At 74.7% G+C, this 13,344-nt stretch carries 9 protein-coding genes; 8 read left to right on the plus strand and 1 reads right to left on the minus strand.

What is annotated here, in order from left to right:
• Positions 1–58: 58 nt before the first annotated feature.
• From rimO to ACIGG8_RS20535, 4 genes are all read left to right on the plus strand, one after another.
• Positions 59–1,549, plus strand: coding sequence for a 30S ribosomal protein S12 methylthiotransferase RimO (rimO, locus tag ACIGG8_RS20520; protein WP_396549626.1), 1,491 nt, complete (start codon positions 59–61; stop codon positions 1,547–1,549).
• Positions 1,546–2,184, plus strand: coding sequence for a CDP-diacylglycerol--glycerol-3-phosphate 3-phosphatidyltransferase (gene pgsA / locus ACIGG8_RS20525; protein WP_350523401.1), 639 nt, complete (start codon positions 1,546–1,548; stop codon positions 2,182–2,184). Before rimO ends, pgsA begins: the two co-directional genes overlap by 4 nt.
• Positions 2,185–2,200: 16 nt before the next feature.
• Positions 2,201–2,683: a CinA family protein gene (locus ACIGG8_RS20530; protein ID WP_396549628.1), complete on the plus strand. Its 483-nt coding sequence runs from the start codon at positions 2,201–2,203 to the stop codon at positions 2,681–2,683.
• A gap of 316 nt (positions 2,684–2,999) precedes the next feature.
• On the plus strand, positions 3,000–3,368 hold the full coding sequence (locus ACIGG8_RS20535) for a helix-turn-helix domain-containing protein (RefSeq protein ID WP_049660741.1): 369 nt from the start codon (positions 3,000–3,002) through the stop codon (positions 3,366–3,368).
• Between the two features lie 428 nt (positions 3,369–3,796).
• Here the strand turns inward: ACIGG8_RS20535 and ACIGG8_RS20540 are convergent, their stop codons facing one another.
• Positions 3,797–8,554, minus strand: coding sequence for an ATP-dependent helicase (locus ACIGG8_RS20540; RefSeq protein ID WP_396549630.1), 4,758 nt, complete (start codon positions 8,552–8,554; stop codon positions 3,797–3,799).
• 206 nt (positions 8,555–8,760) lie between these two features.
• Here ACIGG8_RS20540 and ACIGG8_RS20545 point away from each other — a divergent pair, with 206 nt between their 5' ends.
• From ACIGG8_RS20545 to recA, 4 genes are all read left to right on the plus strand, one after another.
• The gene (locus ACIGG8_RS20545) at positions 8,761–10,359 is read left to right on the plus strand and encodes a S8 family serine peptidase (RefSeq protein ID WP_396549632.1); all 1,599 of its coding nucleotides are present in this window, start codon (positions 8,761–8,763) and stop codon (positions 10,357–10,359) included.
• Between the two features lie 153 nt (positions 10,360–10,512).
• Positions 10,513–10,707, plus strand: a complete 195-nt coding sequence (locus ACIGG8_RS20550) for a DUF3046 domain-containing protein (RefSeq protein ID WP_350523398.1) — start codon at positions 10,513–10,515, stop codon at positions 10,705–10,707.
• 47 nt (positions 10,708–10,754) lie between these two features.
• Positions 10,755–12,026, plus strand: coding sequence for an AI-2E family transporter (locus ACIGG8_RS20555; RefSeq protein ID WP_396549633.1), 1,272 nt, complete (start codon positions 10,755–10,757; stop codon positions 12,024–12,026).
• A 197-nt stretch (positions 12,027–12,223) separates the two neighbouring features.
• The gene (gene recA / locus ACIGG8_RS20560) at positions 12,224–13,342 is read left to right on the plus strand and encodes a recombinase RecA (RefSeq protein WP_396549634.1); all 1,119 of its coding nucleotides are present in this window, start codon (positions 12,224–12,226) and stop codon (positions 13,340–13,342) included.
• Positions 13,343–13,344 lie beyond the last annotated feature (2 nt).

Here is a 13,344-nt window from a genome sequence, read left to right on the forward strand (position 1 = left end):
CGAGGCGCGCGGCCTCCGGGGCGAACGGCACCGGAGGCCGCGCGTTAATCTTGGGCCTATGCCTGAACGCCGTACTGTCGCCCTTGTCACGCTCGGATGCGCCCGCAACGAGGTGGACTCCGAGGAACTCGCCGGGCGACTGGAGGCCGACGGCTGGTCGCTGGTCGACGACGCCGCCGAAGCGGACGTCGCCGTCGTCAACACCTGCGGCTTCGTCGAGGCCGCCAAGAAGGACTCCGTGGACGCCCTGCTGGAGGCCAACGACCTCAAGGGGCACGGCCGGACCCAGGCCGTCGTCGCGGTCGGCTGCATGGCCGAGCGGTACGGCAAGGAGCTCGCCGACGCGCTGCCCGAGGCGGACGGTGTCCTCGGCTTCGACGACTACGCCGACATCTCCGACCGCCTGCAGACCATCCTCTCCGGCGGCCACCACGCCCCGCACATCCCGCGCGACCGCCGCAAGCTGCTGCCGATCAGCCCCGCCGAGCGGCAGACGGCCGCCGAGGCCGTCGCGCTGCCCGGCCACGGCGCCGAGGCCGCCGCCGAGCCGATCGCCGACCTGCCCGACGGCCTCGCCCCGGCCTCCGGCCCGCGCACCCTGCGCAAGCGGCTGGACGACAACCCGGTCGCCTCGGTCAAGCTCGCCTCCGGCTGCGACCGCCGCTGCTCCTTCTGCGCCATCCCGGCCTTCCGCGGCTCGTTCATCTCCCGCCGCCCCTCCGACGTGCTGCACGAGGCCCAGTGGCTGGCCGGGCAGGGCGTCCGCGAGATCGTGCTGGTCAGCGAGAACAACACCTCGTACGGCAAGGACCTCGGCGACATCCGGCTGCTGGAGACGCTGCTCGGCGAGATCTCCGCGATCGAGGGCGTCGAGCGGGTGCGGGTCTCGTACCTGCAGCCGGCCGAGATGCGCCCGGGCCTGATCGACGCGATGACCGGGACCACCGACGTGGTGCCCTACTTCGACCTGTCCTTCCAGCACTCGGCGCCCGCCGTACTGCGCCGGATGCGCCGCTTCGGCTCCACCGACCAGTTCCTGGAGCTGCTGGGCACCATCCGCGACAAGGCCCCGCAGGCCGGCGCCCGGTCCAACTTCATCGTCGGCTTCCCCGGCGAGACCGCGGAGGACTTCGCGGAGCTGGAGCGCTTCGTCACCCACGCCGGGCTGGACGCGATCGGCGTCTTCGGCTACTCCGACGAGGACGGCACCGAGGCCGCGACCTACGACGGCAAGCTCGACGCTGACGTGATCGCCGAGCGGCTGGACCGGCTGAGCCGGCTGGCCGAGGAGATGACCGCCCAGCGGGCCGAGCAGCGGATCGGCACCGAGGTCGAGGTGCTGATCGAGTCGATCGAGGACGGCGTGGTCGAGGGCCGGGCCGGCCACCAGGCCCCGGAGACCGACGGCCTGACCACCCTGGAGGGCGTCGAAGCCCCCGAGGTGGGGCAGTTCTGGCGGGCCAAGGTGGTCGCCAGCGAGGGCGTCGACCTGATCGCCGAGGCGCTGGAGCAGGTGCGGGTCCGTTCGGTCCCGGGAGCCGGGGAATGACCAAGGGGCCCGGCGCCCCGGCCGCGGCCCACCCGGGCAGACCGGTGGCCGCGGCGCCGGCGACCCCGGGGATCTGGAACATCGCCAACGTGCTCACGATGGTCCGGGTGCTGCTGGTCCCGGTCTTCGTGCTGCTGCTGTTCGCCGACGGCGGGCACAACCCCAAGTGGCGCTCGGTCGCCTGGGCCGCGTTCGCCATCGCGATGATCACCGACCTGTTCGACGGGGAACTGGCCCGCCGCAAGGGCCTGGTCACCGACTTCGGGAAGATCGCCGATCCGATCGCGGACAAGGCGATCATGGGCTCCGCGCTGATCGGCCTCTCGCTGCTCGGCGACCTTCCCTGGTGGGTCACCGTGGTGATCCTGGCCCGGGAGCTGGGCATCACGCTGATGCGGTTCTGGGTGATCCGCTACGGGGTCATCCCGGCCAGCCGAGGCGGCAAGCTCAAGACGCTGACCCAGGGCACCGCGGTCGGCATGTACGTCCTGGCCCTGACCGGGTGGCTGGCCACCGGGCGGGCCGTGCTGATGGGACTGGCGGTGCTGCTGACCGTCGGCACCGCGCTGGACTACGTCGGACAGGCGCTGCGCCTGCGCCGCGAGGGACAGGCCGCGGAACGCGCGGGCCGTTGAGCGACAGGGGGACCGGGTGGCGGAGCACGACTACCGGCTGGCGGAGCGGGCGCACGCCGCGCTGCGGGCCGAGGGCGGCACGCTGGCCGTCGCAGAGTCGCTGACCGGCGGTCTGCTGGCCGCCGCGCTGGTGGACGTCCCCGGGGCCTCCGCGACCTTCCGGGGTTCCGTCACGGCGTACGCGACCGAGCTCAAGGCCTCCGTGCTCGGTGTGGACGAGGGCCTGCTGGACGTCCACGGGCCCGTCCACCCGGTGGTGGCCCGGCAGATGGCCGAGGGCGTGCGGGGGCTGCTGGGGGCCACGTACGGGCTCGCGACGACCGGGGTGGCCGGTCCGGACCCGCAGGACGGACAGCCGGTGGGCACCGTACACCTGGCGGTCGCCGGCCCGGGGGGAACTCTGGTCAGTTCGCTCCTGCTGTCGGGCGGCCGTGCCACAATCCGTCACGGAGCGGTGACCGCCGCACTGGAGCTGCTCGTCGGCCGGCTCGCACGGTAGGGGCCCCTCCGACGGATCTCCACCGAACCGAGATCTGCCGATCTGGCGCCCGGGTATGGCACAGCTGGAGGATCGTGTTACATCCAACAGCCTGGTTGGGCAGAAACCAGGTGGCGAACGAGTTACGTGACGGTGGCCGGGTGGGCCGCGTCGGGTACCACGAGGGGCCCGCGAACCCGGGTACGACACCGGAACGAGGAGGGGGACAGCCTTGCAGCCCAGAGTGAACACGACCAGGGTCCCCGCACGCGAAGCGGGCAAGGCGGTACGGTGGGGGCGTGACATCTCGATCCGCAGTCCGAGGAGGGAGGCACCGATGATCCTGCTCCGTCGCCTACTGGGCGATGTACTGCGTCGGCAGCGCCAGCGCCAGGGCCGCACACTCCGCGAGGTGTCGGCGGCCGCCAGGGTTTCGCTCGGGTACCTCTCCGAGGTCGAGCGGGGACAGAAGGAGGCCTCCTCGGAGCTGCTCTCCGCCATCTGCGACGCACTCGACGTCCGGATGTCCGAGGTCATGCGCGAGGTCAGCGACGAACTGTCGCTCGCCGAACTTGCGGCGATGGCCACCCTCTCCGAAGGTGATCTGCTGAGGCCGGTACTCGAACCGGTTCCGCTTCCCGCCCCCGGCACCGACCGGGCGAACATGTCGCCCAAGGCCGCCGCGATGGACGTGGTCGCCGCCTGATCCCGGCCTCGACCCGGGCATCGCCGCCCGGGGCGAGCGAAGGGAGGGCGATCGTGCGGAGAGACGCGAAGATGCGCCCGGCAGCCCGAATACGGGCGCGGGCGCGGTTGTTGCTCCGGAAACGGCGTCCGGTGCGGTGGGCCCTGGCGGCAGTGGCGGCCTGGCTTGCCTGGTGGCTCCTGGTCCTCCGGGGGCAGGCGGTCGACGGTGCGGCGCTGGGGCTGCTCGCGGCCGGAGGCTGGGGCCTCGGCCTCATCCCGGTCCACGCCGACCGGAACGCGACCGGACCGGCCCGTCGCCGGAGCACTGAGGCGGTACGACCGGTGGAGGCACAACCGCCGCCGATCGGGTGATTCGACGTGGCCGGAGGCCGCGGGGTCCGGGACCCCGCGGCCTCCGGCGTGCCCGGCGGCGGATGCGCCGACGGACTACGGCCGCAGGCGCAGGCCGCGCGGGGTGGCGTGGAAGCCCGCCTCCTCCAGGGCGCGGCCGAGCTCCGAACCGAGGGCGGGCTCGCCGTTGGCCCGCTCCACCGTGACGCTGCCGAGCGCGCCCCCGCGGACGGCGGCGGCCAGTGCTCCCGCCGCGAGCGCCCGGGTGCCCCCGTCCTCCGGCCAGGCCAGCAGGGACTTGCCGCCGCGCTCGACGTACAGCGCCAGCTCGCCGTCCACCAGGACCACCAGGGCGCCCGCCTTGCGGCCCGGGCGGTGGGCCGTGGACTCCTTGCCGCCGGGGGCGGTGGGCGGCTCGGGCCAGGGCAGGGCGGCGCCGTAGGCGTTCGCCGGGTCGGCGGCGGCCAGCACCAGCGTCTGGGGCGGCTCGGTGGCCGGGGCGGCCGGCCACTCGGTGGCCGCGGTGCGCTCCAAGCGGCCGTTGACCGAGCGCAGCCGGTCGGCCGCGCCCTCCATGGCGAACTGGGCGCCGCCCAGGCCTTCGACGAAGTAGCCCCGACGGGCCCGGCCGCGCTCCTCCATCGCGGCCAGCACCCGGTAGACCCCGGCGAAGCCGCCGGGCACCCGCTCGGCCGCGACCGCCCCCCTGGTGAGCAGACCGTGCCGGTCCAGCAGGTTCTGCGCCTGCGCGGTGGCCCGGACCGTCGTGTCGGCGGCGAGGGCGGGCAGCAGCGACCAGCGCCCGGCCACCGTCGGCGGGCCGCTGCGCAGGGCGCCGCCGGGGCGGCCCAGGGCGCGGCCGGCGGTGCCGTAGCGACCGCGCGGGGTGGACCGGGGCGCGCGGTGGGCGGTTGCGCCCGCCGTCCGGCCGGAGCCGAGCAGGGCGCGCAGCGGGGCGAGGGTGTCGTTGGTGACGTAACCGGCCCAGACCAGGTCCCAGAGGGCCTCGACGACCGCGGGCTCCGGGGTCTCCTCCGGCAGCTGCTGGACGAGTTGGCGGAAGAACAGGCCGTAGCCGCCCGCCAGCGCCGACAGCAGGGCGCTGTGCAGCGGGGTGAGCGCGGGCGGGACGGGCTCGGGCCGCAGCAGGTGGGCGTTCTCGGTGAGGTGGAGGCTGAGCCAGCCGTCCTTGCCGGGCAGCGCCCCGGCGCCGCACCAGCCGATCTCGCCGGCCGCCGTCAACTCGTCCAGCAGGCCGGGGGAGTAGTCGGCGAGCCGGGCCGGGAGGACCAGCTTCTCCAGGGCGGAGGCGGGCAGCGCGGTGCCCTGCAGCTGTTCGACCACCCGGAGCAGACCGTCCGGGCCGCGCAGCCGGTGGCCGGCCAGGTGCTGCCACTGCGGGAGGAAGGCGGCCAGGGCGCGCGGCGGGACCGGCTCGACCTCCTGGCGCAGGGCCGCCAGCGAGCGGCGGCGCAGCCTGCGCAGCACCTCGGCGTCGCACCACTCCGGTGCGGTGCGGTCGACGGGGGCGGCGCCGAGCGCTTCCGGCGAAGGGTGCCGGCGGGCGGTGGGCGGGAGGAACTGGCCCTGGACCAGGCGGCCGGCGGCGGTGAGGCGGTGCAGCGCGCCGGTCACGACGGCGCTGCCCAGGCCGTAGCGGGCGGCGGCCTCGGCGGCGGTGAACGGGCCGTGGGTCCGGGCGTGGCGGGCGATCAGATCGCCCAGCGGGTCCTTGACCGGCTCGGTGAAGGCCTCGGGGACGCCGACCGGCAGCGGGGTGCCGAGTGCGTCGCGCAGCCGCCCGGCGTCCTCGATCGCGGCCCAGCGCCGGTCACCGGCGATCCGGACCTGGATCACCCGGCGGGCGGCCTCCAGCTCCAGCGCCCAGAGCGGTTCGGCGCCGCGGGCGGTCAACTCGGCCTCGGTGAGCGGGCCGAGCAGGCGCAGGGCGTCGGCGACGCCCTCGGCGTCCTTGACCCGGCGCTCCGGGGTGAGGCGCTGGAGTTCGGCCTCCAGCTCGGCGAGCACCCGGGGGTCGAGCAGTTCGCTCAGCTCGGCCTGGCCGAGGAGTTCGGACAGCAGCCGGGAGTCCAGCGAGAGGGCGGCGGCGCGACGCTCGGCGAGCGGGGAGTCGCCCTCGTAGAGGAACTGGGCGACGTAGCCGAAGAGCAGCGAGCGGGCGAAGGGCGAGGGTTCCGGGGTGGTGACCTCGACCAGGCGGACGGCGCGGGATTCGAGGTCGCCCATCAGCTCGACCAGGCCGGGGACGTCGAAGACGTCCTGCAGGCACTCCCGGACGGCCTCCAGGACGATCGGGAACGAACCGTACTCGGAGGCGACTTCGAGGAGTTGGGCGGCGCGCTGGCGCTGCTGCCACAGCGGGGTGCGGCGGCCGGGGTTGCGGCGGGGCAGCAGCAGGGCGCGGCCGGCGCACTCGCGGAAGCGGGAGGCGAACAGGGCGGAGCCGCCGACCTGGTCGGTGACCAGTTGCTCGATCTCGCCGGGCTCGAACAGGGCGGCGTCGGCGCCGACCGGGGCCTCGTCCGCACCGGGCCGGGCGGACGGGGCGGCGGGGGCGGCGAAGTCGAAGTCGGGGGACAGCAGGTCGGCGTCGGGCAGGCGGAGCACGATGCCGTCGTCGGCGTGCATGACCTGCGGGTCCAGGCCGTGCTTCTCGCGCAGCCGGGCGCCGAGGGCGAGGGCCCAGGGCGCGTGCACCTGGGCGCCGAAGGGGGAGTGGATGACGATCCGCCAGTCGCCGAGTTCGTCCCGGAAGCGCTCGACCACGATGGTGCGGTCGTCCGGGAGGTGGCCGCAGGCGGCGCGCTGTTCGGCGAGGTAGTCGAGCAGGTTGGCGGCGGCCCAGTCGTCCAGCCCGGCCCGCTTGAGGCGTTCGGTGGCGGCCTCGGGCTGCAGCGCCCCCAGTTCGCGGGTGAACGCGCCGAGGGCGCGGCCGAGTTCGAGCGGGCGGCCGAGGGTGTCGCCCTTCCAGAACGGGAGCCGGCCGGGGATGCCGGGGGCGGGGGTGACGAGCACCTTGTCGTGGGTGATCTCCTCGATCCGCCAGGAGGTGGTGCCGAGGGTGAACACGTCGCCGACGCGGGACTCGTAGACCATCTCCTCGTCGAGCTCGCCGACCCGGCCGCCGCCCTTTTTGCCCGTTTTCGAGTCGGACGCAGTCGTGCCGGCGATGAACACGCCGAACAGGCCGCGGTCGGGGATGGTGCCGCCGGAGGTGACGGCCAGGCGCTGGGCGCCGGGGCGGCCGGTCACGGTGCCGGCCACCCGGTCCCACACCACGCGCGGGCGCAGCTCGGCGAAGGCGTCCGAGGGGTAGCGGCCGGCCAGCATGTCGAGGACGGCGTCGAAGGCGGACTGCGGGAGGGTCGCGAAGGGCGCGGCGCGGCGGACCACGGCGAGCAGGTCGTCCACCGGCCAGGAGTCCAGGGCCGTCATCGCGACCAGCTGCTGGGCGAGCACGTCCAGCGGGTTGCGCGGGATGCGCAGCGCCTCGATCCGGCCGGCCCGCATCCGCTCGGTGACCACCGCCGACTGCACGAGGTCGCCCCGGTACTTGGGGAAGAAGACGCCGGTGGAGACGGCGCCGACCTGGTGGCCGGCCCGGCCGACCCGCTGCAGGCCGGAGGCGACCGAGGGCGGGGACTCGACCTGGACGACGAGTTCCACGGCGCCCATGTCGATGCCCAGCTCCAGGCTGGAGGTGGCGACCACGGCCGGCAGCCGGCCGGCCTTCAGCTCCTCCTCGACCAGGGAGCGCTGCTCCTTGGAGACGGAGCCGTGGTGGGCCCGGGCAATGACCGCGGGCGCGCCCTTGGCGGCGCCGGAGCCGCCCATCAGCTGGGCCGGGGCGTGCGCCCCGGGGGTGACGGTGCCGGTGGCGCGCTCGTGGGCGATCTCGTTCAGCCGGTTGCACAGGCGCTCGGCGAGGCGGCGGGAGTTGGCGAAGACGATGGTCGAGCGGTGCGCCTCGACCAGGTCGACGATCCGCTCCTCGACGTGCGGCCAGATCGAGGTCTGTCGCTGCGGGTCGCTGTCGGCGGCGCCGCCGGTGGCCGGTGCGGCGGGCAGGTCGTCCAGGTCGGGGACGGGGACGACCACCGAGAGGTCGAAGTCCTTGTCGGCGGGGGGCTGGACGACGACGGCGCCGCGCTGCGGGCTCAGGAAGCGGGCGACCTCCTCGACCGGGCGGACCGTCGCGGACAGGCCGATCCGGCGTGCCGGGCGGTCCAGCAGCTCGTCCAGCCGCTCCAGGGTGAGCGCGAGGTGGGCGCCGCGCTTGGTGCCGGCGACGGCGTGCACCTCGTCCAGGATCACCGTGTCCACCCCGCGCAGGGCCTCCCGGGAGGCGGAGGTGAGCAGCAGGAACAGTGACTCGGGGGTGGTGATCAGGATGTCCGGCGGGTGGGTCGCGAAGCGGCGGCGGTCGGCGGCCGGGGTGTCGCCGGAGCGGATGGCGACCTGGACCTCGGGCTCGGGCAGGCCGAGCCGGACGGCGGCCTGGCGCAGGCCGGTCAGCGGGGCGCGCAGGTTCCGTTCGACGTCCACCGCGAGGGCCTTGAGCGGTGAGACGTAGAGGACGCGGCAGCGGCGCTTGGTCTCGGCCGGCGGCGGGGTGCTGCTGAGCCGGTCCAGCGCGGAGAGGAAGGCGGCGAGCGTCTTGCCGGAGCCGGTGGGGGCGACCACCAGGACGTCGGTGTCCCGTCCGATGGCGCGCCAGGCCTCGGCCTGGGCGGTGGTGGGGGCGGAGAAGGCGCCGGTGAACCAGGCCCGGGTGGTCGGGGCGAAGCCGGCGAGCGGGTCGTCGGCGGGCGGGATCGGGTGCTGGGGCGCCATGCCCCCATGGTGCCGGGTGGGACCGACAACCGGGCGCGGGGCGGGGCCGGCGGGCGGGAGCGTCCGGGGAGGCGGGGTGCGGCTGGGCCGTCCCGGGAGGCGGGGGGTGCAAGCCAGGGGGCAGAAACGACAATCCGCTCATATGGTGATGATTCGGAAGCTTGATCCATTCGTGACCCACCGGAACGACGAGCGGAGACCGTGCGATGGCGCAGGCGCACCCGCCGGGCAGGCCCGCCCGCGCCGCCCGGCGCCGCCGGGTCGGCGGGCCCGCCCGGGCGTTGCTCGCGATGCTGCTCACGGCCCTCGTGCTGGGTGGGGCCGTCCCGTCCGTGTCCGGGCCCGGTCGGTCCTACCTCAGCTACCTGGTGCTGGCCGAGCGGGAGGACGCGTCCGGGGCGGCCCGGGCCGGGGCGGAGAGCCGGGCGGCGGGTGGGCAGGTGGTGCAGGAGTACCCGCAGATCGGGGCCGTCCTGACGTACGCGACCGGGAGGTTCGCGGACAAGGTGCGCAGCCGGCCCGGGATCGCCGCCGTCGGCGCGACCCGCACCGCGCCGGTGGTGGCGCCGCCCCGGGCGGTGGACGGGGCCGGGGACTTCACGGTGGGCGCGGACCGGGGCGGGCACGGGGCCGTCGGTGCGGACGCCCTCGGCGCCCTCGGCGCCCTCGGCGCGGTCCGCGCGGTCCGCGCCGGGGACGACCGGGCGGCCGGGTCGGGCACCGCCACCGTGCCCGACCCCGCCGAGGGCGGCGCCTGGAACCTCGCCATGCTCGGCGCGACCGCGCTCCGCACCGGCGACGCCTCCCCGGGACCGAACAGCGCCCCCGCGGGCGTCGTGCCGGACCCCGAGGCGCTGCACCGGGTGCTGGTCGCCGTGCTGGACTCCGGCGTGGACGACACCCACCCCGACCTGCGCGCAGCCGTCGACCCGAAGGCCTCCGCCTCCTGCGCCGACGGCCGGCCCGACGCCCGCACCGGCGCCTGGCGGCCCGACCCCGGAGTGGGGGAGAGCGGCCACGGCACCCACGTCGCCGGGATCGTCGGCGCCGCCCGGGACGGCCGCGGCGTCACCGGGGTCGCGCCGGGCGTGCGGATCGCCGCCGTCCGGCTGCTCGGACCGCTCGGGCAGTACTACGCCGAGAACATGGTCTGCGGGCTGCTCTGGGCCGCCGACCACGGCGCCAAGGCGGTCAACAACAGCTACTTCGCGGACCCGTGGAAGTACAACTGCCCCGAGGACCGGGACCAGGCCGCGCTGACCGCCGCCGTCGGACGGGCCGCCGGGTACGCCCGGAGCAAGGGCGCGGTGGTGGTCGCCTCGGCGGGCAACGACGCGCAGGACCTCGGCGCCCCCCGGACCGACGAGCGCAGCCCCAACGACCGGGTCTCCGGCCCGGCGCAGACCCGCTACCTGGGCACCGAGTGCGTCCGGCTGCCCGGCGAGCTGCCCGGCGTCGTCACCGTCACCGCCGTCAACCGGGACGGCCACCCGTCCGCCTACACCAACTTCGGGCGCGGCCGGGTCTCGCTGGCCGCCCCCGGCGGCGACCCGGACGGCGGGCCGCAGAACGCGATCGTCTCCGACTGGCCGGGCGGCCAGTACGCGGCGCTGGCCGGCACCTCGATGGCGGCCGCGCACGTGACCGGCGCGGTGGCGGTGGCGGCCGCGCTGCACCCGGACTTCGACTCGGACGCGCTGGCGGCGCTGCTCGCGAGCACGGCGGCGGCGGGCTGCCCGCCCGGACCCTACGCCTGCGGGGACCGGCAGTACTTCGGGGCGGGGCTGCTGGCACTGCCGCGGTGAGCCCGGGGGCGCACGGGGTCCCGGGCCGGGCGGAGACGGGCCGGATCGGGCAGGGTCGGGTGTGCGCCGGCGGCCGGGCGGGGTCGGGTGTGCGCCGGCGGCCGGGCGGTGGCCGGTCCGGGGCGCGGGTGGCCGGTCCGGGATACTTGGGGCATGAGGCTGACGGAGTTCTGGCGACGGATGCACGCGCACTTCGGGGAGGCGTACGCGGAGTCGTTCGCAAGCGACCACGTGATGAGCGAGCTGGGCGGGCGGACCGTGCGCCAGGCGCTGGAGGCGGGCTGGGAGGCCAAGGACGTCTGGCGGGTGGTCTGCGAGACCCAGGGGGTCTCGACGCTGCTGCGCTGACCTTCGGGGTCCGCTCCGGGCCTCCGGGCATGGGACAGACTGTCCCGGTGACAAGCAGCGCAGAACAGAAGAATTCGGACAGGGCGGTGCGGGCCACCGGGGGTGCGCGGGCCGCCGGAGGGCCCGCCGACGACGCCCGGAGCGGTGGCGAGCGGGAGGGCGGCGGCGCCCTGTGGGGCGGTGGGATGCCGCGCTGGCTGCCCAGGGCGATGGTGCTGTTCCTCGTCCTGGTCGGACTGTTCCAGCTCGCGGACTGGGCCTTCCGGCAACTGATCGACCTCTTCGTGATGCTGCTGGTGGCCTTCTTCCTCTCGCTCGCGCTGGAGCCCGCCGTCGACCGGATGGCGGCGCGCGGGGTGCGCCGGGGGGTCGGCACCTTCCTGGTGTTCGTCGCAGTCGGGGTCGCGGTGGCCGGGTTCCTCGCCGCGCTCGGCACGCTGCTGGTCGACCAGGTGGGCAAGATCGCCGGAGACCTGCCGCACCTGGTCGACAACCTGATCGGCTGGGTCAACCGGACCTTCCACCAGGACCTCTCGCTGGACGAGCTGCAGAAGCGGCTGCTCAAGGACTCCGGCACCATCGAGAACTACGCCCAGCAGGCCGCCGACAACGTCTGGGGCGTCTCCTCCTCCGTGATCGGCGGGCTCTTCCAGGCCTTCACGGTCGGGCTGTTCACCTTCTACTTCACCGCCGAGGGACCGCGGGTGCGCCGGACGGTCTGCTCGCTGCTGCCGCCCGCCAGGCAGGGCGAGGTGCTGCGGGCCTGGGAGATCGCGCTGGCCAAGACCGGCGGCTACCTCTACTCCCGGGCGCTGCTCGCGGTGGTGTCGGCCGCCGGGCACTGGGTGATGTTCGCGCTGCTGGACCTGCCGTACGCGGTGGCGCTGGCGATCTGGGTGGGCGTCATGTCGCAGTTCGTGCCGACCATCGGGACGTACCTGGCCGGTGCGCTGCCGGTGCTGGTGGCGCTGACCGTGGAGCCGGTGGACTCGCTCTGGGTGCTGGTCTTCGTGGTGGTCTACCAGCAGGTCGAGAACTACCTGCTGCACCCGAGGATCACCGCGCGGACCGTGGACGTGCACCCGGCGGTGGCCTTCGGCGCGGTGATCGCGGGCGCGGCGCTGCTCGGTGCGGTGGGCGCGCTGATCGCGATCCCGGCGGCGGCGACCCTGCAGGGCTTCGTCGGGACGTACGTGCGGCGCTACGAGGTGGCCACCGACCCCCGAATCGACCGGGGCGAACAGCGGCGGGCCCGGCGGGAGCTGCGCCGGGAGGCGGCGCGGCGGCTGCGGCGGATGGTCGGAGGGGACGGGGAGTGAGGCGAGGGCGGCGCCCCGGGGGGCGGGACCCGGGGCGCCACCGTGCCGACGTGCGACGCTTGAATCGAACAGATGTTCTTTGTACTCTCCGGCGAAGAGTTTTCCACAGGCCGAGCCCGGTCGGACTCGTTTGTCAGTGGGACGCGCTAGCGTCGATGACGATGAAGCGCACAGCACAGAACCCGAGGGAAAAAGCCATGGCAGGTACGGACCGCGAGAAGGCCCTGGAAACCGCGCTCGCCCAGATCGAGCGGCAGTTCGGCAAGGGCTCGGTGATGCGCCTGGGCGAGAAGGCCAATGAGCCCGTCGAGGTGATCTCCACCGGGTCGACCGCCCTGGACGTCGCCCTCGGGGTCGGCGGTATCCCGCGCGGCCGAGTGATCGAGATCTACGGCCCCGAGTCCTCCGGCAAGACGACCCTGACCCTGCACCTGGCGGCCAACGCCCAGAAGGCCGGCGGCACGGTCGCCTTCGTCGACGCGGAGCACGCGCTCGACCCGGAGTACGCGAAGAAGCTCGGCGTGGACACCGACGCCCTGCTGGTCAGCCAGCCGGACACCGGTGAGCAGGCCCTGGAGATCACCGACATGCTGATCCGCTCCGGCGCGATCGACCTGGTGATCATCGACTCGGTCGCGGCGCTCGTCCCGCGCGCCGAGATCGAGGGCGAGATGGGTGACTCGCACGTCGGTCTGCAGGCCCGCCTGATGAGCCAGGCGCTGCGCAAGATCGCCGGTGCGCTGAACCAGTCGAACACCACCGCGATCTTCATCAACCAGCTGCGCGAGAAGATCGGCGTGATGTTCGGTTCGCCGGAGACCACGACCGGTGGCCGGGCGCTGAAGTTCTACGCCTCGGTCCGGCTGGACATCCGCCGGATCGAGACCCTGAAGGACGGCACCGAGGCGGTCGGCAACCGCACCCGCGTCAAGGTGGTCAAGAACAAGGTCGCCGCGCCGTTCAAGCAGGCCGAGTTCGACATCCTCTACGGCGTCGGCATCAGCCGCGAGGGCGGCCTCATCGACATGGGCGTCGAGCACGGCTTCATCCGCAAGTCGGGCGCCTGGTACACGTACGAGGGCGACCAGCTCGGCCAGGGCAAGGAGAACGCCCGCAACTTCCTGCGGGACAACCCGCAGCTCGCCGACGAGATCGAGCGGAAGATCAAGGGCAAGCTCGGCATCGGCCCGAAGACCGAGGAGCCGGCTGCGGGCGAGGCTGACGCGGCCGCGGCCGCGGACGCAACCGCGAAGCCGATCACCGCGACCGTCGCCAAGACGGCCGCGGCGAAGAAGACGGCGGCGGCCAAGGCCTGAGC

Source organism: Kitasatospora sp. NPDC085464 (assembly GCF_044541955.1).
Taxonomy (GTDB): Bacteria; Actinomycetota; Actinomycetes; order Streptomycetales; family Streptomycetaceae; genus Kitasatospora.